Source organism: Secundilactobacillus yichangensis, assembly GCF_016861565.1.
Lineage (GTDB): Bacteria > Bacillota > Bacilli > Lactobacillales > Lactobacillaceae > Secundilactobacillus > Secundilactobacillus yichangensis.
The window spans coordinates 1-23712 of record NZ_BOLK01000015.1; the positions used below are offsets into that span (position 1 = coordinate 1).

The 23712-nt window shown below is 45.2% G+C and carries 19 protein-coding genes and 1 pseudogene; 9 read left to right on the forward strand and 11 right to left on the reverse strand.

The features are described from left to right. The 5 genes and pseudogenes from JUE95_RS10560 to JUE95_RS10580 all read left to right on the forward strand — a co-directional run. Positions 1–387: pseudogene (locus tag JUE95_RS10560) on the forward strand (RNA-guided endonuclease TnpB family protein); the annotation flags it as partial. Further along, positions 344–736, forward strand: a complete 393-nt coding sequence (locus tag JUE95_RS10565; protein WP_203651402.1) for an RNA-guided endonuclease InsQ/TnpB family protein — start codon at positions 344–346, stop codon at positions 734–736. The pseudogene JUE95_RS10560 and the gene JUE95_RS10565, both read left to right, overlap by 44 nt. A 154-nt stretch (positions 737–890) precedes the next feature. Further along, positions 891–1775, forward strand: coding sequence for a linear amide C-N hydrolase (locus tag JUE95_RS10570; RefSeq protein ID WP_203651404.1), 885 nt, complete (start codon positions 891–893; stop codon positions 1773–1775). 325 nt (positions 1776–2100) lie between these two features. Further along, on the forward strand, positions 2101–2571 hold the full coding sequence (locus JUE95_RS10575; protein ID WP_203651405.1) for a C40 family peptidase: 471 nt from the start codon (positions 2101–2103) through the stop codon (positions 2569–2571). A gap of 447 nt (positions 2572–3018) precedes the next feature. Further along, positions 3019–3351: an ATP cone domain-containing protein gene (locus JUE95_RS10580; protein ID WP_159459475.1), complete on the forward strand. Its 333-nt coding sequence runs from the start codon at positions 3019–3021 to the stop codon at positions 3349–3351. A gap of 127 nt (positions 3352–3478) precedes the next feature. Here the strand turns inward: JUE95_RS10580 and spx are convergent, their stop codons facing one another. Continuing rightward, positions 3479–3877: a transcriptional regulator Spx gene (gene spx, locus JUE95_RS10585; RefSeq protein ID WP_203651407.1), complete on the reverse strand. Its 399-nt coding sequence runs from the start codon at positions 3875–3877 to the stop codon at positions 3479–3481. 470 nt (positions 3878–4347) lie between these two features. Between spx and JUE95_RS10590 the strand changes: the two genes are divergently transcribed. Then, positions 4348–6588 carry a cation:proton antiporter gene (locus JUE95_RS10590; RefSeq protein WP_203651408.1) on the forward strand — a complete coding sequence of 747 codons (2241 nt, stop codon included), beginning with the start codon at positions 4348–4350 and terminating at the stop codon, positions 6586–6588. 653 nt (positions 6589–7241) lie between these two features. Then, positions 7242–8828 carry a bifunctional metallophosphatase/5'-nucleotidase gene (locus tag JUE95_RS10595; protein WP_203651409.1) on the forward strand — a complete coding sequence of 529 codons (1587 nt, stop codon included), beginning with the start codon at positions 7242–7244 and terminating at the stop codon, positions 8826–8828. Between the two features lie 96 nt (positions 8829–8924). Here JUE95_RS10595 and queG read toward each other — a convergent pair whose 3' ends face one another. The 4 genes from queG to JUE95_RS10615 all read right to left on the reverse strand — a co-directional run bounded on the left by queG (position 8925) and on the right by JUE95_RS10615 (position 13575). After that, positions 8925–10082 (reverse strand): tRNA epoxyqueuosine(34) reductase QueG, encoded by a 1158-nt coding sequence (gene queG / locus JUE95_RS10600; protein WP_203651410.1) that lies wholly within the window; start codon positions 10080–10082, stop codon positions 8925–8927. Positions 10083–10257: 175 nt separating this feature from the next. Further along, a complete protein-coding gene (gene rny / locus JUE95_RS10605) occupies positions 10258–11853 on the reverse strand; it encodes a ribonuclease Y (RefSeq protein ID WP_203651413.1) in 1596 nt (531 codons plus the stop codon). A 54-nt stretch (positions 11854–11907) separates the two neighbouring features. Continuing rightward, positions 11908–12585, reverse strand: a complete 678-nt coding sequence (locus tag JUE95_RS10610) for a YoaK family protein (protein ID WP_203651414.1) — start codon at positions 12583–12585, stop codon at positions 11908–11910. A 45-nt stretch (positions 12586–12630) separates the two neighbouring features. Then, positions 12631–13575 carry an alpha/beta hydrolase gene (locus JUE95_RS10615; RefSeq protein ID WP_235995453.1) on the reverse strand — a complete coding sequence of 315 codons (945 nt, stop codon included), beginning with the start codon at positions 13573–13575 and terminating at the stop codon, positions 12631–12633. Between the two features lie 152 nt (positions 13576–13727). Here JUE95_RS10615 and JUE95_RS10620 point away from each other — a divergent pair, with 152 nt between their 5' ends. Both JUE95_RS10620 and JUE95_RS10625 read left to right on the forward strand, forming a co-directional pair. Further along, complete coding sequence (locus JUE95_RS10620; protein WP_168925263.1) at positions 13728–14168, forward strand: helix-turn-helix domain-containing protein; 441 nt, start codon at positions 13728–13730, stop codon at positions 14166–14168. Positions 14169–14230: 62 nt separating this feature from the next. Next, entirely contained in the window at positions 14231–15079 is an 849-nt protein-coding gene (locus tag JUE95_RS10625; protein ID WP_203651415.1) for an SAM-dependent methyltransferase, read from the forward strand. Between the two features lie 57 nt (positions 15080–15136). Here the strand turns inward: JUE95_RS10625 and JUE95_RS10630 are convergent, their stop codons facing one another. From JUE95_RS10630 to JUE95_RS10655, 6 genes are all read right to left on the reverse strand, one after another. After that, on the reverse strand, positions 15137–17395 hold the full coding sequence (locus JUE95_RS10630) for a glycoside hydrolase family 65 protein (protein ID WP_203651416.1): 2259 nt from the start codon (positions 17393–17395) through the stop codon (positions 15137–15139). 51 nt (positions 17396–17446) lie between these two features. After that, positions 17447–18862: an SLC45 family MFS transporter gene (locus tag JUE95_RS10635; protein ID WP_203651417.1), complete on the reverse strand. Its 1416-nt coding sequence runs from the start codon at positions 18860–18862 to the stop codon at positions 17447–17449. A gap of 256 nt (positions 18863–19118) precedes the next feature. Then, positions 19119–20081 (reverse strand): LacI family DNA-binding transcriptional regulator, encoded by a 963-nt coding sequence (locus JUE95_RS10640; RefSeq protein ID WP_203651419.1) that lies wholly within the window; start codon positions 20079–20081, stop codon positions 19119–19121. A gap of 209 nt (positions 20082–20290) precedes the next feature. Continuing rightward, positions 20291–21367 (reverse strand): 3-dehydroquinate synthase, encoded by a 1077-nt coding sequence (gene aroB, locus JUE95_RS10645; RefSeq protein ID WP_203651421.1) that lies wholly within the window; start codon positions 21365–21367, stop codon positions 20291–20293. A 1-nt stretch (position 21368) separates the two neighbouring features. After that, complete coding sequence (gene aroF, locus JUE95_RS10650; RefSeq protein WP_203651423.1) at positions 21369–22385, reverse strand: 3-deoxy-7-phosphoheptulonate synthase; 1017 nt, start codon at positions 22383–22385, stop codon at positions 21369–21371. An 11-nt stretch (positions 22386–22396) separates the two neighbouring features. After that, positions 22397–23263 carry a shikimate dehydrogenase gene (locus JUE95_RS10655; RefSeq protein ID WP_203651424.1) on the reverse strand — a complete coding sequence of 289 codons (867 nt, stop codon included), beginning with the start codon at positions 23261–23263 and terminating at the stop codon, positions 22397–22399. Positions 23264–23712 lie beyond the last annotated feature (449 nt).

The window sequence follows — 23712 nt, forward strand, 5'->3', positions numbered from 1 at the left end:
AAGCTTGGCTGGGTACGTTTGAAAGAGCTGGGCTACATCCCTACAGACTCAGAACACTTCGTTATCAAACAAGGCCGGATCAAATTCAAGGCTGGCCGGTATTACTTGACTTGCTTAGTGGAACAAGCTGAACTACCAAAGTTAGAACTGACCGGTGAGCCCATTGGCATTGACCTTGGCCTAAAAGAATTTGCCATTTTAAATGATGGTACTTTGTATCATAATCAGAATAAAAGTAGTCGGGTAAGACGCATCAGAAAACGGCTGCGCCGACTGCAAAGAAAAATGTCCCGTCAGTATCACGCACTGAAAGCTAGAAAAAACTCAGCGGAAGGTGCAACACTTGTATCAACGATTAACCAACATTCAGTCCGACTATCAAAATAAGATCATTGCCACCACGGTGAGAACCAAGCCGCGGTGGGTAGCCTTAGAAGACCTGAATGTTAAAGGTATGATGAAAAATCGGCATTTAGCTAAAGCCATTAGTTATCAAAGCTTCTATAATTTCAAAATCAAATTAATCGTTAAATGTCAGCAATTAGGCATTCCAGTACACTTGACTAACCGTTTTGAACCAACTTCTAAAGTGTGTCACCAATGTGGCTATAAAAAAGTTGATTTAAAACTGCAGGATCGGGTGTATGAATGTAAAAGCTGTGATTATACCGAAGATCGGGATATTAATGCAGCCCTGAATATCAGGGATACTGAAAACTTTGAATTAGCCTACTAAAACAGGCATCAAAGCATGTACCGGTGGCTAGCCGGGAATTAACGCTTGTGGACTATCATACCAACTGTATTAGCGAGATTCGTGCGAGGCAGGATAGGGAGAAGCAAGAACAATCTATAACTTTTTTATAAGTTATCAGTAGCAGGCTTTTATAATGTGTACCAGTCTTACCTTAAACGCGGCTGATGGCACCCACCTACTGGCCAGAACGATGGATTTTCCAAACGTTGATCCATGGCAACCGACAGTTCTTGAATCCGGTACTAACTGGCGGCCAATTTTAGGCGAACAGCACGTCACTCATTACCGGATCGTCGGCTCAGCGCGCCATTTAAACGGCCACTACCTTTTTGGCGATGGCCTAAATAGTGCCGGCCTAAGCTGTGCTGAACTGTATTTTCCAAACCGGGTCCACTACTATGCTGAATCGCAAACTGGGATGACTAACCTCACGCCACAAGATTTCATCATGTGGGTTCTCAGCCAGCACGATACGATTGCAGAAGTTGCTGCTGACTTGCAAAACGTTGCCCTGGTTGGTCAGGTCTGGTACGCAGAAAATAAGGTCTATCCCTTCCATTGGTTATTAGCGGACAAAACTGGCGCAACAGCTGTCCTGGAACCAACCGCCCACTCACTGCAGCTGATTGCCGACCCGTTGCAGGTTTTGACTAACACACCAGAACTGGCAGATCACGTCGACCGGGTTAACCGCTTCTTGGATACTGATAAAGCTCACTTACCAGCCGCAGCCACTCAATGGCTGGCTGATAACAAGCCGTTGCCAGAGGGACCGATCCCCACTAACCGCTTTATCAGAACAGTAATCAATCGTTGGGGGCGGCCGCAACCAGCAACAGCGGACACGGCCATTTCACGCGCCAAATCAATTCTTGATCAGGTCGTCATTCCCAGACAAACTGGTAAACAGCCTGCCAACCATAATTTTACCCACTATATTAGTATCATTGATATGTCTCATTTACGCTATCTGCAATTGCCAACTGACGATGTCCCGCAGTCTGAAATTAACCTTTAAATTGCTGCAAAAGTCCTTTTTGACCCACGATTTTAACTTAAATCGTGGGTTTTTTGGTTTAATTTGCAAAAAATTTCCCCGATTTTCCAGCGTTTGTTACAACCTTGAAATAAACAAGTAGAGCTTGTTATAACGGCATTCGAGGCGCTAAAAAACACCCGATTTCACCGAAAGATTACGTCACTGTCGTTTTCATTAACCTAATCGATAATTCAATGAAACACTACTGTAACTTACGATTGATACACTTAGTCTCGTTGAATTGATTAAGGAAAATTTAAATTTTGAAAAAGTTGCACTACATAAAAAGGGGATATTTAAAATTATGAAGAAATGGTTTGTTAAACTCGCACTAACAGCAATTGCAGTATTTGGTTTTACGGTTGCCACTAATATGGCCAGCAGCACAACAGCAAAAGCTGACACACCTTCTTACTCAAAGATTTACAAGGTTGCTAAAAACCAACTTGGTAAACCATATGGCTGGGGTTCAACTGGTCCTTCACGTTTTGACTGCTCAGGCCTAACCTCGTACGTTTACAGAAAGGGCGCTTCAAAGGCCATTCCACGTACTGCCCAAGCACAATACAACAAACTTAAGAAAGTTTCTTACGCCCACGCTAAAAAGGGTGACCTGGTCTTCTTCGGTGGCAGCAGACACAGTATTAGCCACGTGGGGATGTACATTGGCGGCGGTAAGATGATTGATTCTCAAAACCGCGGTGTAATTGTTGAATCCGTTAAAGCACCTTGGTGGCACCACGTTGGTACCGCTCGAGTAACCGACTTAGATTAATCATCATAATAAGAATACCCCGTGAACCTGACTATCTAACTGATGGTCAGGTTTTTTGGTGAGGCTGTGGAACAACTCGGTAGATTCCAGCCATATAAGGCCAAACAACGTCATTCCGATGGGTTTTATCGGGATGGCGTTGTTTGGTGTTATATGGTCGGAATCTGTGTTGTGGAACAGGTTAAGGCTATATTTAAGTAATGAACTAAAGCAAATTTTAGGACGTGTGTGATTCAAGAAATTGAATTAAATCCTTGTCAATATAGACTTAGCCCTTTTTGGTACAATCATTTTCCCGCTAAAAAAGAGCACATAACGCTCCGTTGTGTGCTAAAAAGGATTGTGTACCACATCTAGTAGAAAAATGATAAAGTTACGCCACATATTGTTGCTTTTTTCAAACAGATGTTCTACGATTAACATATCGAGAAAAAAGGAGTCCTAGCCGTGAACAAACAAAAACCGCAACAATCACACATTCAGATTACGGTTCGCTTTGTGGAGAAGCAAAACGGGAAAAAAGCGCTCTTTGACGCGCGTAAAATCTTACGTAGCTTAAACCACTTAACACACGATGACCGTCTCATCCGCCGTATCAACGCCCTTGTTCTTGCTCAAATTGCCGGCTACTCTCAGATTGACACTGCGACTATTCGTCAGCTGATCATTTCGACTCTAAATCTGTTAGACCATCCAGAATTGGCAAAACGGTATGACGAATATCGGCCATCTGCTACCAAACAGGATCAGTTTAAACAGTTATCATTTTTCAACCTTTAACCTTACATCTTTAAAATAGTATCAGCCTGACTACCAGATAGGATTATCTAGCAGTCAGGCTGATTTTTTGATTCCAGATAAAAAGCAGCATCTCAAAGTGAGATGCTGCTGCAAGTTTAACGTTAAATTATGAACTGAGCTGTGATTCTAGATCGCGTAATTCAGCCACCCGAACTTCGCGTGGTAAGAACCGGCGAATCTCCTCTTCGTTGTAGCCGACTTCCAATCGCTTATCATCGAAAATGATTGGCCGTTTAATTAAGTCAGGGTACTTAACAACTAGGTCAACTAACTGGCTAACTGCCAGATCATCTAAGTTGATATGCAGTTTTTTAAAGACGTTTGAACGCGTAGAGATAATGTCCTCACTGCCATTTTCAGTTAAACGTAAAATCTGCTTAACTTCATCGGCATTAAGTGGATTGGACTTAATATTACGTTCCTTAAACGGAATGTGATGATCCTCTAACCATGCACGAGCTTTACGACTTGACGCGCTGCTCGGTGCAACGTATAAATTAATCATATATAAGCACTTCCTTCATTTCGCTTTCTCCTAGTAACAAACAAAAAACTAAAACAAAAGCAAAGGTGCATCTTAATTCATTCATTACTAAGTCCCCAACACTTCATCACGAACAACATTATAATACCATCAAATTTAGAATAATTCAAGCTGTTTTTATAGTTTTTCCCTTGTGAAAAGATATTTATAATCCCCGGTAAAATTTGATGAGATTGTTATAACCACGGCTTGTTATAACAATCTAGACTTGTGTGCGTTTATAAAATTGATTTATCAAATTATGAAACTGTTATAACGTGGCAAAACACCTGATTTATCTGGGTTTACTTACTCTTTGGAAGTTAAATTCACATCTCGTATTTAGGTTTATTGACCAGTGAAATTGTTATCACGGCTTAAGTTTTCAGATTATAGTATTCAACGGAAACATGAGTTACAATTTGTTTAATTAATTTGGGGGAGTGTTTGCGTTGACTTCGTTTTTCTTAATTCTGCTATTAGTGGTTGCTGCTATCGCTGCTAATATTGTCTTTGCAATTTATCCAAAAATTCCGTTAGCCTTTTACGAAATTATTGCCGGGGTACTACTATCGTTAGTGCCGCTCTTCAATAACTTCCATTTGGAGCCAGAAATTTTTATGCTGGTTATCATTGCACCGCTAATGTTCAATGACGGTCAAAATACCAACATGCACCGGCTACGCAAAAACATCAGCTCCACATTATCACTAGCGGTCGTTTTAGCATTAGTCACGATTCTAGCGGGTGGCACGCTGACCCACGTTTTGTGGAGCGCATTGCCGCTGGCCCTTTGTTTCGCGCTGGCAGCCATTGTCACCCCTACGGACGCCGTGGCGGTTACCTCAATTACTTCAGGGATTGAAGTCCCTGAGCACGTGATGGGCGCGCTGGAAAACGAATCGCTGTTTAACGACGCTTCCGGCATCGTTGCCATGGATCTGGCGTTAACGGCCTTTAGTACGGGGGAATTTTCACTAGCCAAGGGAACCGAACACTTTTTTGTTGTCTTTTTAGGCGGAATTGCCATCGGGGTCGTTCTTGGAATGATCATCGTCATGATTCGCATCCTTTTCCAGCGTAAAACGCTGGACACCATTGCTGTTATTCTGCCATTTAGTTTGCTGACACCATTTATCGTGTATTTAACGGCGGAACACTTCGGCTTCTCCGGTATTTTAGCGGTTGTGGCTGCCGGAATCGTCCATGGTATTCAGGGGCAGCGACTGCGGCTCACTTCAACGCAAACTCAAGTGGTGACCAAAACCACTTGGGAAACGGTGACTAACCTGCTCAACGGGTTCGTTTTTGTGTTACTGGGTGCCTCCATCCCGAGTGTTTGGAACGCCCTGACCACAACCGCAGTTCACAGCCTGTCGCTATTACTCATAACTGCAGTTGGCTTATACTTGCTGATGGCCATTATGCGCTTTCTATGGTGCATGTTTAACCTGGTCTCCATGCCGTCTAAAGAAACCCGTTTCAAAGACAGTGTGATTATGGGCCTCAGTGGTGTCCACGGTACCATTACACTGTCAATGGCGTTTTCACTGCCACTAGCAGTTGCTGGCCACGCTTTTCCATTCCGTAGCGCCATTATTTTAATTGCCGGCATCATCATCCTGTTGAGTATGATCGTGCCAACGCTGGTATTGCCGTTTCTACTGCCAAATAAGCAGGCGCCGTACTCCGCTGATGAATTCAGTGATCAACTGGTTAAGATGGTGAACTTCGCAATTGACCAGCTACGAAGTTTAAATAATCAATCCGGCGCTCTTCCAGGTGTCATCGAAGTTTTAAATAGTCAAAAAAAACAGTATCGAAAGAACGCTGATTCTAAACTAGTCCATCAATTACTGGAACAGACCGAGGACGTGGAACAGTCCACCGTTACCGAAATGATCGATAACGGTGAAGTTAAGGCCTCCATTGGCTGGCAGTATAATCGGGCAATTATTTTCCAGTCACAATTCGCCTTTCTCAGCCCTTGGGCGCGGCTTAAAATGTGGCTTAAAATGTTTAGTTTCCGCTTATTTCCAAAAACTTCCCGGAACCACTTTAATAAATCCTTCCAGCGAACCCGAGAAGCCAAGATGAAATGGCTCAAAGATCATGGGCAAACCGAAAAGTTTAACGATTATCAAAAATTCTACCTTGAACATAAAGATGACAAGCTGCCCACGACTGAAACAAAGAAAGCTGAAGAACAAAAACAGCTGGCTTTACCGGCTACTCAAGCAAAAATGTTGCCTGCAGTACAGTCTACAGAACAGCCGCAAGTCATAGATAAGCGAAAAAACAAGGCTTCAAATCAGCTTCAATCACGTGGGCGTCGGCGCGGACGTCTATCACATAGGCAGCGACAGATAAACCCAGAAGCTCAGGAAGCCTTTAGCAAACTCAGTCAAGTTGGCTACGACAGAGTTATCGGCTACCTGGATTCCATCGAAACGGATGATAATCGCCAAGAAGTGGACGTTATTCGTCATTATTACAACGTCCGCCGTTCACGAATCACAAAGAGTGAAGAAACCAGCGAGAAAGAAAACGAACTGTTCCTGATGGCCTTCCAATTTGAGTACAGTTACGTGCAAAATGTCAGCCAGCACGAACATTTATCAGTTGAATTAGTCGATGAGCTCCACAAGAAAATCTCAATGGATCAGATGGTTTATATGCAAAACGGCAATTAGGTAAGGGGTTTAACCACCCAAAAAAATACAATTTGGTTACCGAACTGTTATACTATCTTCACACTTTCTTCACATTTTAGTCTTATATTACTCATAGCCTAATATCTTAGCTGATATTAAGTAATAAGCTTTTTCATTTTACTCCTCCAAAGTAAAATAATATTTCCGTGAACCCCATCACGAAAATGCCTACTCCTATGTTGGATCTACCCTCCCCCGGGTGGATCTTTTTTTATATCCAGGGTGCGAAAGCAAGCGGTTAGAGAGCGGAGCCTAAGGCGCTTCCGACAAAAATCCCGGGCTTGGATTTATGTCGGAAGTGACTTAGGTGCAGCTCTCTGCTTGCTGTAGCCCGACTAGGATAGGTGCGAAACGAAGCGCTTAGAGACTGGAGCCTAGTGGGTGTTCAGTATAAATCCCGGGTCTGGATTTGTGCTGGATACCCACTAGGTGCAAGTCTCTGCTTCGTGTAGCCCGACTAAGCAATGTAACATACCCAGCGACAATCTATCTGTTGTACCCAACTAAGCGTCCAGATTCCCCACGCACCCCACTACCTACATACCTCACCAATCACCCTTCCCCGGTTGCTATCCCACCAGAAAAAACTTATAATTTTCTATAATATTACTAACCGCATTGGAGGAAACGACATGCTCACACTTACGATTCTTTCAACCAGCGATACGCACGGCTTTATTTTTCCAACTAATTACGTCAAGCCCAGAGCGCATATGCCCTTTGGCCTTATTCGTGCCGCTACGGTACTTTCTGCAGAACAGCAGTCAGCACCGGGACCTGTAATCACCATTGATGATGGTGACTTTTTAGCTGGTTCGCCCTTAGCCTACTATGTCGCTCAGGTACAGCCGCACTCAGATCCGCAGCCGCTGGTCAGAATCTATAATCAAATTCATTATGATGCCGAAATCTTGGGGAACCATGAATTTGATTATGGCACCGACTATTTGGAGCGGGCACTGAATGCCAGTGATCGCCCAGTTGTGAATGCAAATATTTTGGATGGTGCAGGTCGGCCATTATTTGGTCAGCAGTACCGAATTATTGAACGCAATGGCGTTAAAATTGCCATCGTGGGGCTAACTACCCGAGCCGTGCTGCAGTGGAAGAATCATGATAATGTGAGCGATGATGTCCACTTTCACACAGCAGTTTCGATTGCCAAGGAACTGGTTCCAAAACTGAAAAAGATTGTCGATGTTGTGATTGTTTCCTACCACGGCGGTTTCGAACGGAACTTAAAGACGGGTAAACTGATTGAATCACTGAGTAACGGTGAAAATGAAGCCTATCAGCTGCTCTCTGAGGTCAAAGGGATCGATGCCCTGATCACTGGCCACCAGCACCGTAAAATTGCAACTAGCGTGTTTGGTGTCCCCGTGACGCAACCTGGTTACCGTGGCGAAGCCGTTGGAAAAATCGTTCTCAAATTAGAACCATCAAGGGCCGGCGGCTACATCGTTACCGATAAAAGTGCCCATTTAATTGAAACCAAAAACGCTGAATTTGATCGCAACATCGCCATTTATAGCCATCAGCTTGATAAAAAGGTGGACCATTGGCTCGCTGAACCGCTTGCACAGATAGATGGTGATTTAACTTTCAAAAGCGCTCAGAAAGCCAGAATGAAGGAAACAGCGTACACGGAATTCATTCAACGGGTTCAGATGACCACGATGAAGGCTGATATCTCTGCGACTTCGTTATTTAACAATGAAGGACACGGGTTTGAAAATCCCATTACCATGCGCAATATTATGACTAACTACGTCTATCCAGACGGTCTGGCACTAGAGTTAATCACCGGCAGAGAGCTTAAGGCAGCGCTGGAAAAAGCCGCCACTTACTTTACACTTAATTTGAAAAATCAAATCGTTGTTAATCCGGCCTTTTATTCACCGAAATTACGCCATTATAATTATGATATGTACGAAGGCATCAATTACCGGATCAACGTGGCTAAACCGGTTGGTCACCGTATTGATAGATTGCTATACAAGGGTCAGCCCGTCAGCAATGATCAGACTTTCAAAATTACTTTAAACCGTTACCGTGCCGGTGGTGGCGGCCACTACGACATGTTTCACGCCGATAAAATTATTGCCGAAAATAAAACCCCTATGAGTCAGCTGATCGCCGATTATCTCAGAGCGCATTCAGTGATTAAAGCAACGGTTAACCATAATTTTGAAGTTGTCAATGAGCCCGATACGAAATAGCGATTTCTTATTCTTACATTAAAAAGCATCACCAGCCAATTCAAATGAGTCGTCACTTTGAATTGGCTGGTGATGCTTTTTAGTTTGTATCCAGCTCTATGAAATTCGATTAATCGCTTGTACGTACTCTTGCAACAACTCAGTCTCCATTCCATTAGCCTGCTCCGTTGCATAAGCTTCCCGCAAAAAATCGACCACGGCAGTATTACCAGGTTGACTCAAACGCCCCACCGCATAGGCTGCAGTAGCACGAATCACCGGCCGCGGATCGGCTTCGATCACTGCTAACAGCTTAGGTATGGCGCTGGTGTCATTGAGGTTTGCTAACGCGATAATGGCGTTTCGTTGCAGCGGCTTCTTCCCCCGCCATGCCCCCGCCATCGAACCAAAGCTCGCTTTGAACTCCCGGTTCGTCAGCGTCAGCATTGGCGTTAACTCTGGCTGTACCCGTTCAACGTCTGGTTCCATCCGTTCGTGCAAATGATTATCCACGCCCCGATTAAACGGGCATACCACCTGACAAACATCACAGCCGTAGATCACGTTACGGATCAGGGGCCGAAACTCATCCGGCATTTGTCCCTTAGTTTGGGTCTGGTAGGACAGGCAACGTTGCCCGTTTAACTGACCATTTCCCATCAGCGCCCGCGGTGGACAGGCATCGACGCAGCGGGTACAATCACCGCACTGACACATCATTGGTTCATCGGGTGCCAACTCTAAGTTAGTCACAATTTCGCCTAAGTAAACATAGCTGCCGAACTCCGGCGTAATCAGCAGTCCATTCTTACCAATGAATCCAACGCCCGCTCGCTGCGCAACTACCGTGTCAATCAATTCGCCGGTATCCACCATTGGTTTAAACCGAATGTCATTATCTTCCGGTAACAAGTCTTTGATTGCGCCGATCAGCGCCGCCAAGTAGTCGTCCAAAATAAAATGGTAATCCTCACCCCACGACGCCCGCGCGAATTGACCGCGTTTCAAACCAGTTCGTGATGCCCGGTATTTTAATTTGGCCGGATAAGCTAACGCAATTGAGATCAACGTCTTCGGTTCATCAAAAATTAAATTTGGATTCAGCCGCTCATCGAGATTTTGGTGTTCAAAGCCGGTAGTGTGCCCATCCGCCTTCTGCTTCACCAGCTCAGCTCGTAAATACTCGAAATCTGCTGCAGTTGTGAAGCCAATCTTATCGATGCCAATTCGTTGGCTGGCAGCGATGATTTGCTGCTTTAAAGTTGTACTTAACATCACGCGTCCCTTCCTTCGTTGCAACCGATTTTCTAATGATTGTAACACCTTTTTGTTGATACAATTCCGAAAACTTCCCTAATAATTTAGGCACAGACAACGGAAATCCAAACCAGGATTTCCGTTGTCTGTGCCTTATTTTCCACTTTCTAAACGGTGGTTTTCACACTCTATCTCAAGCGCGTTTTTTCTTCTTTTTACCCTTACTTGGCTTATCACCAACGTATTCAACGGCTCGCAGTTCACGAATCGTTGTTACCTTGATTTTACCTGGATAAGTGAGTTCGTCTTCAATCTGGTTCTTCACGTTTTCAGTCAATTCAGCACTGGCTTTATCGTCCAGAACCTTTGGCTGAACCACGATTCGGATTTCACGACCAGCTTGGATGGCATAACTTTCCTGCACACCTTTTTGATCGTTAGCAATCTTTTCCAGACTGTGCAGCCGATTGATATATTCTTCAACCGACTCGCTTCTAGCACCAGGACGGGAACCTGAAACGGCATCCGCGATGGCAACCAGTGATGAAATCGGTGAGGTGACTTCAACGTCCCCGTGGTGAGAGGCAATCGCATTAACCACGACCGGATCTTCACCATAGGCTTTGGCTAACGCCACCCCAATTTCCACGTGGGTACCTTCAATCTCATGGTCAATGGCTTTCCCAATATCATGCAATAGGCCTGCTCGTTTAGCTAACCGAACATCTAGCCCTAATTCAGCAGCCATGACACCCGTCATCTGAGCCACTTCGATGGAGTGATTCAAAACGTTTTGACCGTACGAAGTTCTAAACTTCAAACGACCAATAATCTTCATAAAGTTGGGATGCATGAAACCGACCTTCAGCATGCTGACAGCTCGTTCACCGGTCTGGCGAAGATCTTTCAGCACATCATACTGGGCAGTTTGCACCTGTTTTTCAATTGCAGCGGCCGTAATTTTACGGGAAGCCAGCAAGCTCTCAATAGCGATGCGCGCCGTCTCACGCCGAATCGGATCATGGGTGCTGATCAGCAGTAAGTTCGGCTGCTCAGGATCAAAGACCAAGTCGGTACCAGTCAGTGATTCCAATAAGCGAATATGCTGACCATCACGGCCAATCAACTTGCTCTTAGTCTCATTGGTCGGTACCAGAACTGAGTGTTCTGCGTGCTCACGAGGCCAGTCGACTGGTCCGCGCTGAATCGATTCAATAATCAGATTACGAGCAGCTTTGTCCGCCGATGCCTCAGCGTTATCAGTTAACTCACGGACCGTGACATCCTCTTCCTGCTCAAGGTTCCGAGCAGTTTCTAGCCGAATGTGATCCTTCGCTTCGCTGGTGGTTAACTCAGCTCGCTTAGCGACTTCATTTTGACGATCAACGAATAACTGACGCGCCTGACTCTTAGTCTCGTTTAGATGAGTCTGGTCATCATTCAGCACAGACTGCGTTTCTTCAATGGCTGCCTGCCGCTGATTTAGCCGTTCTTCCATCTGCTTCAAAGTAACCTGACGCTGTTCAGTCCGTCTTTGACGGTTCTCAGTCTCTGTCTGCTGATCTGCCAGCTCGGCTTCTGTTGATTGCCGATCCGCTTGAATCTTTGCTTTCGCTTCAGTGAGATATTTTGTTGCTTGCTGTTCCGCGTCTTTACGCGCGGACTCCCGAAGTGCCGCTGCCTGTCGGGTTGCTTCATCAACTTCGCGCTGGTGCTTTTGACGGCGAACAAGAAATCCGCCCAGCAGTCCAATCACGAGGGTAACAGCCACGATGATCGTTTCAATCATGTCGGCACTTCCTCTCAATTTATAGTTTCGATATACGTTTGTTATTATACGCTATTACGCGTCATTTCTAAAGCGACTGGTCAGGTAAATAACCACTAAACCAGCCGCGTTGATAACCAGAACGGCCCACAAGACCAAATCCGAGCTAATTAATATGCAGGTCATCGCTGATAGGCCGGCGCCCGCAATAAACATCGCCATTGTTGCAGCCAGCCACAAAAACTGTGACCGGCCGCTACGCTCATGATCGATGAGCCAATGATACAGTGCCACCATCATATTCTTAGTGTTCCCCGTCATGATACCATTATTGACCGTGGTACCCTTTACTTCGCGAAAGCTGGTCAGTTCATACCCGGAAAGCCAGCCCAAAATAAAAATCATTACCAGTTCACTGAACCATTCCTGTCCCAGCGAAACAATGAGCAGTGTCACGACCACGACACCCATCATCCATAGGTAGCGCTGCCTTAAATTGGGTTTATGATTTAGCCAGCTTAAAGCAGCCTGCGCCACAAAACAGCCCAGTGCAAACCCAATCCAAATCGGCAGGCATACCCAGGCTTCACTAATGCCGCCACGGGCAAACTTCACCGCGAAAACGATCAGGTTCCCAGTCTGCGCGCTGGCAAAGGTTTCATTATGAGCGATATACGTGTACGCATCAACAGCTCCCATAGAGAAGGTGGCTAGAAATGTGAGCCAGCTAAACGATTGACGATTGGTGGTCATCGTAACATCCCCTTGAAAAGGTTTCTGGCTAGATTATATCATCAACTAATGAAAGTACCGGTCTAGAAACGCTTTAACGGTATTTCGGTACAGTGCTGGCGCGTGTTCATATGATTTGGCGTGCTTCGCGCCACTGACTAATAGCAGCCGCTTTGGCCCCTTATCTGCTCGGTACAGCGGATAAACCATCCGGGTCGGCACGAACGTATCATTAGTCCCGTGAATAAACAGCATCGGCTTGTGATTTTTGACAACCTGTTTCAGCGCGCTGGCCTGCTTAAAGGTATAGCCGTTTTTGAGGTAATTAATACCGCTGACCACTGGTACTAACGGGTATTCAGGAATATTGTACATTGATTTAGCCTGGTATTTAATTTCATCGTACACACTGGTATAGCCGCAGTCTTCAATGTAGGCTTTCACCTGTTTAGGCGTCTTTTCACCGCTGACCATCATGGTAGTAGCACCGCCCATACTAGTTCCGAACATCACTATTTGTGATTGGGAACCATTTCTCCGAATAACCTGCTTGATCCATTTCAAATAGTCTAACCGATCAGGCCAGCCGTAGCCGATGTAGTTCCCCTGACTCTTACCTGCACCACGATCATCTGGTAACAGTACGTTGTAACCCAACTCGTGAAACAACCCTGCGTATTCCCCCATTTTGTCACTGCTGCCGCCAAACCCGTGAGCAATAACAATGGTTTTCTTGGTCTGCTTGCTGGCTGGTACGTAATGAGCAACCAGTTTGAGGTGCTTAGTCGCTGAAGTTTCGTGCCAGACCAGCTTCTTCGTCCCGCGGTACCAAACCTTCTCATGGTATAACGGGTCACTCTTCTTAATGGCATTACTATTATTAATAAACGTTTTTTTACCGCGGGCAACTGCCATATTATAGAAGTAATATCCCGCTGAACCGATTCCGATACAAACTACACCGACTACGATCAAAATCCCAATTAGCCAGTGCTTTAAATGCTTATTCACTTTCCCTGCACCCCATTCTTCTAAAGTATACGGGGTATATCATACCATATGGTTCGCCCCTCTTAAATTAAGCGTCGTTCCAGCGTAAAATAAAAACTCAAACCCACAAAACGCTCCGTTAGGTATACAATAGATGGTAAGAGGTGATGTGCATGTTTTCCGAACGACTCCGGGCGTTGCGCCGTGGTCAGGATTTAACGCTGGGCCAGTTGGCAACCGCCTTAAATCAATTATTTAAACCAGATAAAGAACACCAGAATACCGCGGCTCAAATTGGTAATTGGGAGCGTGGCATCCGTGTGCCTTCCTATATGGAAGTCCGTAAGTTAGCCGAATTTTTTGACGTTACAATGGACTACCTTGCCGGAAAATCCGAACGTGATGAATACGATTTGGACCGCCTATTTCTGTCCGGTAAGGAACTGAAATTTGGTGACAAAACGTTATCTTCCGATGACCGTTACGCGATTTACCAGCTGATGAACGGCTATATTCATGGCCGTTCTCGTCGCTTAACTACCGATGATGAAGATACGCCCATTACCCATCAAGAATCACTGGAACTTGGGCTTGATACCGATAAACAACAATAATTTGAAACGCGTCATTCGGTTTTTTCGGTCGAATGACGCGTTTGTGTCTGGGGGACCCCTTTTTGAATCCAAAGCAAAAAAAGAAACTGCTGAAGCGCGCACGCAGCCAGCACCTTGTTAAACCATCCGGCTACATTGCTGCCATGGAGCGATACAACGATTTATTTGCTAAATTTCCAACCATTAAACTGCTGATCAATAACGTTCTGCAAGCTGACCGGCTGCTTAAACAGGGCCTTTTACCGCAAACCCTACCGAAACTTTTGCTGCCTGATGATACTCAAGATGTCATTTTCAAACAACTCAACGAGACATTTCCAGTTGGTGATCCTGAAGGCGATAAGCTCTGGAACCAATTATCCGACGCGCTGCCCGATCTGGACAAGAAGTTACGCAGTTTTCGCGATTACTTAGAAGACACTTATGGCATGTGGGCCTACATTTCGGCACCGGTTGCCAAAGATTTGGCTGACTTTGTTAACGGCCGACCAGCACTGGAAGTGATGGCTGGTAACGGCTACGTCTCAAAAGGCCTACGCGATAATGGCCAAACTGTGATCACTACCGATTCCAAGGACTGGACCAAGGAAAACGAAACCGGCAAACACCCCGTAACTGAAGTCGAACCGCTGACCGCCAGTGAAGCATTTACCAAATACCAGGGTCAAGTCGATGTTATCATCATGGTTTGGTCGCCAGATGGGCTGGAAATCGACTGGAAACTGCTGCAGCAGATTCGGGCTGCCGACAAAGATTACGACTTTATCGTCATTGGCGAAAAGGATGGCGCAACTGACTCAAAGGCCTTCTGGCAGAACGCTAAACTGCTAGATACGCCTGAGGTTAAGGCACTGAATAAGCACTTCAATCAGTTCGATCTGATTCATGATCAAATTTATCTAGTGAAATAAAAGAAGCTGAGAAATTAATTCTCAGCTTCTTTATTCGTTCGTATGAGTAAATTCAAATTAAGCTTTCAGTTCAACCTGCTTACCCGCTAAATCAAGGGTAATTGGGTCACCTGACAAGAGCGTTAATTTTGTCCCATTTTGATCGACTCGAACTTGGATTGAACGGCCCCGGAACTGAATCCGGAACTGATAACTGTTCCACTTCTTAGGGAGGAAGGGTGCGAAGTGTAATTGATCATTACGGACCCGCATACCAGCAAACCCTTGAACGATAGCTAACCAGCCACCGGTCATGGAGGTAATATGCAACCCATCGACCGTATCGTTATTGTAGTTATCCAGATCCAAACGAGCAGTCCGTTCATACATTTCAACGGCTTTATCCTCATAGTGAAGATCCGAAGCCAAAATAGAATGGATAGCGGCAGACAAACTTGATTCGTGAACCGTTAATGGTTCATAGAAATCAAAGTTAGCTTTCTTTTGTTCCGGCGTAAAGTCATCGATGAAGTCCCAGACACCTTGCAAAACATCGCCTTGCTTGATATAAGGTGAGCGCAGAATCTTATCCCATGACCAGTGCTGGTTAATTGGTAACTGATCAGCTGGAATGGAAGAAACTGGCTTAATGTCTTTGTCCAAAAAGCCATCATGCTGGACGAAGATGCCAAGCTTCTTATCCTCTGGCAGATAGAAGCGGTCAACAATGTCTTGCCAGTGCTTCTTTTCATCACCAGTAACAGCTAATTTTTTAGCAACTTCTGGTGAAACTTCCTGCAAGATTTCCAAGGTATACTTCAGCGTCCACTTAGCCAAGTAGTTCGTGTACCAGTTGTTATCAACGTTATTTTCGTACTCGTCAGGACCAGTAACACCGTGGATCATGTACTTTTGATTACGTTCGCTAAAGTGAACCCGATCAGCCCAGAACCGAGAAATTTCGGTGAGGACCTTGCTGCCTTCATTTAAGACATAGCTCTTATCGCCCGTGTAGCGAGTGTAATTATAAATAGCAAACGCAATATCGCCATTCCGGTGAATTTCTTCAAACGTGATTTCCCACTCGTTGTGGCATTCGATCCCGTTGAAGGTCACCATTGGGAATAAGGCACCTTTAAGACCCTGTTCCTTAGCGTTAACATAGGCACCATCTAATTGCTGGTAACGATACATCAGCAAACTGCGTGTCACTTTTGGATCCGTAATTCCCAGGTAAACGGGAACGGCAAATGCTTCGGTATCCCAGTATGTGGCACCACCGTACTTTTCACCGGTAAAGCCTTTAGGCCCGATATTCAGGCGGCTATCTTCACCGTAGTAAGTGGAGAATAGCTGGAAAAGATTGAAGCGAATCCCCTGCTGCGATTCAGTATCGCCATCGATTTCAACGTCCGACTTTTCCCAACGGTCAGCCCAGATCTTAGCATGGGCAGCAAACAAATCATCGTAAGAAGTGGCCGTTACCTTTGCACTAAGATCATTCATCGCTGCTTCCAGTTGAGCTTGCGTATCGTAGTCACGAGAAGTCACAATGGTGATACGCTTAATGATCGTGGTACTTTGGTTGGGTTTCAGTTCACCGCTAAATTGGTTGACAATTTCTTTGTCGTTTGGCTGATCAACTTTTTCCGCTGCTAAGCCGGTTTCGTTGGTCATCTTAACACCAACGGTAAACCGCGGCGTGCCAAATGGATTTTCTTTGGTAATGGCAACGATTGCGCCATCGGTTGTATTCTGTTCCGTTTTAAGAACGTCCCAGAACCGTTCGTCATAGTTAGCGTCCTCGTTTTGAACGTCCGCATCCATCGCTGACTTAAAGGTAATCTTGACGGCATCGCTACTCTTGTTGGCAGCAGTGACGCGAATACCAACTAACTCTTTGTTAGCGACACTGATAAACCGTTCAAAGTTTAACGCAATGGCGTGACCGTTCTTGGTGACTGTAAAGGAACGGGTCAGCTTGGACTGCTTCATATCGAGGTTTAATTCGAAGTCCGAAACTTTATCCTTTGCTAAATCGATGGGCTCGCCATCAATCAAAACGTTTAGTTTAATAAAATTGATGGCGTTAATAACTTTACCAAAATACTTAGGGTAGCCGTTCTTCCACCAGCCCACCCGGGTTTTATCTGGGAACCAGACACCGCCAAGATAAATTCCCTTTAAAGTGTCTCCTGAGTAGTCTTCTTCAAAAAAGCCGCGCATTCCCATGTATTCGTTACCTAAACTAGTCATGGATTCTTGAAGACGCTTGTCTTCAGGATCTAATTGATGAGTAACAATATTCCAGGGGGTGACTTCAAATGTTCGTTTCATATTAGTCCTCCTTGATTACTTACGTATTGTGTGTGATAAAATTTCTTCAAATTAGTCTTCGGCATCTGCTGGTTCTTCTTTAGCATCAGACTTGCGAGCCCAAACTTCCTTCACAATGCCAACACTTAAAGCACCGAGAATCATGAAGATTCCTGAGAGCAGCAACATCGTTGGCATGTGTGAACCTAACAATGGGAACAGAGCGAAACTAGCAATCGAAGCAACGATTTGCGGCAAGCAAATACTGCTGTTGAACAGGCCCAAGTAAGTCCCCATGTTCTCTGAATCTTCGATGGCATTGGTCAAGAAAGTGAATGGGAAAGCGTTCATAGCAGCCCAAGCACATCCAATCAGGATAAATGAAATGACCAACGTATATTTATCATGAATAAAGAACATCGAACCGAAACCAATACCACCCATGATTAAACTCAGTGAGTAGTACAGCTTGTGGTGGTTGTTGCCAACCCGTGAAAGAACCAGTGCCCAGATAACGGCAGCAATGGCTTGAACGGCTGACATCACACCGTACCAGTTACCAGCAGCTTGATAACCTGCTGAAGCAACATTGGCTGTGTGCCAGACGTTGTCGGCAATGGCACCAGTTGAGTAAGTCCAAAGGTATTGGAAGCCCATCCAGCAGAAGAATTGAACCACGGAAACGGTCCAGAAAATCTTTGGCGCGGTCTTTAATGCTTCAAAGATACCCTTCTTTTTGCTGTCATCAGCAATACCATGATACTTAGCATAGGTAACTGGATCGTATTCTTTAACCCGGAAAACCGTTAGTAAGCAGCAGAGTAACAGAATAATGGCACCGGCATAAAACGACCAAACAACTGAGTTAGGAACGGTCCCCTTCTTAGCCACGTTAGCAATTCCCAACGCGGTCAAAGCGTATGGAAAGATACTTGCTAATAAGGCACCGGCGTTTGATGCGAAACTTTGAATCGAGTAACCAAAACCCTTTTGCTTTTCGTTAACCATGTCACCAATCATCATCTTAAATGGCTGCATCGCAACGTTAGATGAAAGGTCCATGAACAGCAACGTAATGGCACCAAACCAAAGTGCGGCCAGCGATCCATAACCGAAACCAAGACTACCAGCATTTGGCAGCAGGAACATGACAATCATGGCAACTACGGCACCAATCAATAAATAAGGAATTCGACGACCTAGTTTAGGCATCCAAGTCCGGTCTGAGAAATAGCCGACCAACGGCTGAACAATCATCCCAGCCAGCGGTGGCAGAATGAAGAAGAAACCTAAATTATTAGGGTCGGCACCAATGGTTTGGAAGATCCGCCCCATGTTAGTGCTTTGAAGTTGAAACGCCATTTGCACGCCCAGAAACCCGAAATTGATCAGGAAGATAGTGCTTGTGGGTAATGATGGCAATAAATCTTTTTTGGGTGCAGCCGCTTTGGTCGTCCCATTTGTGACATCAGATGCTGATTGTGCCATATTGAATTCCTCCTCAAAATAGATTAAATAATTGCAAACGCTTTCTACAAAAATTATTATGCAACCGTTTTCGCTTTAATGCAACCGGTTGCATTAAACTTTTAAAGAAAAGCGAAATCAGAAATTCCGCCCTAGCCTATTCTGGTGGGCTTCAATCCAATTTCACTTTTTTTCAAAAAAATTGACGTTTAATGTACTTTACACTGCTAACTACACAAACACGCTTAACCCCGCTGCATTAGTTGTTTCAGGCAACTTACCGTTCAATCGTAAAGGGGATTATTTCCGATTTTTTATCTGGATCCATAAGCACACGAACAGCTGCTGCCCCCATACTTTGGGGATAGAGTTCAACAAAGCGAACCGAAGGCCCCATCAGCAGATTATTGGTTCGATTCCGGTTAAAACAAATCAAGGGAACACTCCGATCAAGGTGTCGCCACAGTAGCTGATAAATCATTTGTCCCAATGTATCATCAGTGGTCACGATACCATCGATGGTCTGTCTGGTCATCAAGAATTGTGCCACGGCATCATCCAGCTTCATTTGACCTTTTTCGGACATTTTTAGCACTTCAGAGGGAATATTTGCCGCTGCCATCGCCTGTTGAAACCCTAATCGCCGCTTGCGCTCAAATCCTTGCTCTGGTTCAGATTCTACAAACAGCGTCCGACTGGCGTTAAACTTTTTCAGCATATATTCACCGGCCTTTTGCCCCGCTAACTGATTATTGTTATTAACAAATTTCTCGTCGTCAGCGTTGGGATCCCCAATGACTACGTAGGCCACTTTTTGGGCTCTTAATAGCTTAATGATTGGGTCGTTTTTCTTGGAATAAAGCAACACGAAGTAACGGATCAATCCCTGAGTGATTAACGCCGTCACGTTAGCCGATAATTCGGCCATTGTATTGGCAATCGCCACTGACAGCACACCGTTTCTCGGCCGTAATTCCCGGTTAATCCCCATTAAGATATCAACATAGAACGGATTAGCAGCTGAACTCATTTCACCAGGTGGAAACACGACTCCAATCGCGTTAGAGACACCATTGGTTAAATTCTTAGCGTTGTAGTTGGGCAAGTAGCCCATTTCATCAGCGATTGCTTTGATTTTATCCCTGGTCTTCTGACTGATCTTGGGATGGTTATTCAACGCACGGGACGCTGTCGACACTGACACGCCGGCACGCTTAGCAATATCTCGAATTGTAACCATGGCGACCCCTCCCTTCACTTTTCTCCATTGTATCAGAAAACTAACGATTCGTATTGAGCGGAATGGTGAACTCACATTTTTCAAGCGCACTAAAAAATTCTGAGGCATTTAGTCCCCAGAATTTTTTTAAACTATTTCAAATTTTCACAAAATGTCCTTCACGCTGTAACAATGCCTTCCCAAACATTGTCACCACGCGTTATCAACGACTAATCAGCCACTGATAAATGTAAAAATGATGCAATTTCACTACTTGGAATCGACTTGATCTTAGGTTGTCCGATGGCCGTCAGATAAACTAAATTCAAGTGCCCATGCCGGTTCTTCTTATCGTTTTTGACCTTGTCTAACACAAGCGGTGAGGTCAATAACTCATCCGTTACCGGCAAACCAACAGCCGCAAAGCGATCGCGTAATTTTGCGGTGATGCCCTTTTCCGCTAAACCAGCGTTTTCAAACACCCGCATAATTGCCACGGTTCCAATGCTGACTGCTTCGCCATGACGCAAGCCGCCATCAGCCAACGCTTCAACCGCGTGGCCAATCGTGTGCCCAAAGTTCAATAACTGACGAGTACCGCTTTCCGTTTCGTCAGCCATCACCACCGACGCCTTATAGTGAATCGAACGTGCGCTCAATTCTGGCGAGTGGGTAATCAAATCAGCTGGACTATTAATGGTCTCGATGAGTTGCCAAAAGTCACCACCTTCCAGTGCGGCCGTTTTCACAATTTCGCCGTAGCCTTCAACCAAGTCACGCTGTTTCATAGTGGCTAAGGTATCCGGGTCAACAATCACTAAATCTGGTTCGTAAAAAGCGCCAATAATATTCTTAATGTTATCCAGATCAACCGCGGTCTTACCGCCTACTGAACTGTCTACCTGCGCCAGCAGTGATGTCGGTATTTGGATAAAGGACAGCCCGCGCATGTATGACGCAGCCAATAAACCCGCTAAATCACCTGTAACGCCGCCGCCTAACGCGATAACACTGTCATCACGGTTGAAAGCATCACTAGCCATTTGACGCGCTAGATCCGCCAAGACTGTGAGTGATTTGGATGTTTCACCAGCTGGAAAAACGTAGCGGTGAACATCGAAGCCAGCCGACGTTAACGACTCAGCAACCTGTTTTTGATACAACGGTGCCACATTATCATCGCTGACTAGCGCAATTTTTCGTGCTGACCACTGTTTTGAAACCAGTTCGCCGACCTGTTTTAGCAGGCCGCGGTCAATTAATACATCATACTTTGTCTCTGGTAACGTCACAGAAACAGTTGTCATTCTAGCGCCCCGCTTCCGCTTGTTCTTGTGGCATTTCCGTTAATAATTCACGAATAGCAAATGCTTTATCAGACAATTCTTTGAATTCGTTTGGTTTCAAAGCTTGAGGCCCATCTGAAAGCGCGTGAGCTGGATCGTCATGAATTTCAACAACTAATCCTGAAGCACCCGCTGCAACACCAGCTAAAGCTAATGGTGTCACAAACTCAGTGTGACCTGAAGCATGGCTTGGGTCGATGATTACTGGGTAGTGGGTCAACTTCTGGAGAACAGGAACAACGCCAACATCCAAGGTGTTCCGGGTGTATTTGTTATCGAATGTTCGGATACCGCGTTCAGCAATCATAATATTGTGGTTACCACCAGCAGCAATGTATTCAGAAGCGTTTAAAATGTCGTCAACCGTTGCTGACATCCCCCGCTTCAGCATGACAGGGATATTGGTTTTACCAACTGCTTTTAATAGTGAGAAGTTTTGCATATTACGGGCACCAATTTGGAAAATATCTGTGTATTTAGCGACCAGTTTAACGTGCTCGTCATCCATAACCTCGGTCAGAACATCCATGTTGTATTGGTCGGCAGCCTTGCGCAAGAACTTCAGGCCATCTTCACCCAATCCTTGGAATGAATATGGTGAAGTCCGCGGCTTGTAGGCGCCGCCACGGAGAATCGTTGCGCCGTTAGCTTTAGCAACGGCCGCCATCTTCATTACGTGTTCTTCCGACTCAACGGAACATGGGCCAGCCATCATGGTGAAGTTGTCGCCGCCAATAATACTGTGTTTTGTTTTAATTACAGTATCTTCTGGATGAAACTCTCGGCTGCCTTGAACCGCCTTTGGGGCACTGTCGATTAATTCCACGGCAGCAGCTCGTTCGCCAGCCGTTAACTCGTCTTCCTTGATGCCTTGAACAGCTACCCGGTTATTATGGACGAACACTTCATGGTCGTTACCGAAGTGCTGCTGAAGTTCTGCAATAGTAGTTTGGTCGTCATTTTTTAATACAATAATCATAATTATCATCCTCACTTTTTGGTGTGTTCTAGTTGTTGTGTAATTGCGTCTTTGACTTTATCAATTGGCATTTGCTGGTGCGTCCAGCGGTTAAATGAACCCGCTGCCTGCTGTACCAGCATGCCAAGGCCGTTCATCGTGCGGCAGCCCTGCTGTTTAGCTTGGGCTAAAAATGGTGTTTCAAGCGGTGCATAGATTGCATCGGCAACCATCTGCCCAGAATGAAGGACCTTCATTACCGGTGGTGAAACTGGGCTACGCTTATCATCTGCCATACCGAGATTAGTGGTATTGACGACAACGTCCGCTTCCTGAAGAATTGCTGCCATTTGAACCTCATCTTCATAGGGTAAGACCCGAATTCGATCTGACCAGCTGGTAAGCCGTTGCTGCAATTCATTAAACGTGCTGTTTTGCCGTTTAAAGACTGTCACTTCAGCGCCTTCGTTGACCGTTGCCAGGATAACTGCTCGCCCGGCACCGCCAGCGCCTAATACCGCTACTTGCTTACCTTTCACATTGATCTGCTCATCCCGTAATGCATGAATGAACCCCTCACCGTCCGTACTGTCACCAACTAAATGACCCTCTTGGTTAATGACGGTGTTAACGGCCCCCAGTTGTTTAGCCACCGGGGTCAGCTCATCGAGAAATTCAATAATTTGCTGCTTATATGGCATCGACACGTTAATACCGAGAATCGGCAGCGCTCGCAGCGATTGGACAGCGGTTTTGAACTGTGACTGTTCAACGTCGAATGCGAGGTAAACGCTGTTGAGGCCTAGCGTCTGAAAACTCGTGTTGTGAATCAGCGGCGACAAACTGTGCCGCGCGGGTTTAGCGATAAAGCCGTATAAACTTGTGTGTGCATCAACCAATTTGTCACCTTCTTAAAGTTCTAACCAAAATAAAAACGTCTCGTAATGTTTTGTTTTCACAAAACACTGCGAGACGTTTTGACGTCTAATTTATAACAACGGAGCTTTCCGTGTCACACAGTGTTTTGAAAACTTTCTGTGTGACCGGCAATGATACTTGAAAAACTATTGGCCGCACAGATTGCAGTGATGCGTGCCTGCAACCTGTCCGGTGTAGACACTACATTGACCAATAGTAGCTAAATCGATTTAATTGTCGGTTTAATGCTTTCGTATTCAGTATCATAATTGAAACTCCCTTTGCTGTTTTGATTTGTTGTATAGAACAATAAACTATTAGAATTATTCTGTCAAGTATTAATCCGATTTTAATCTCATTTAATTTTCAAGAAGTCGTCTAAAACTGCATATTAGCGGTCTTTCTTACACATTAATTAATTTTTAAAATA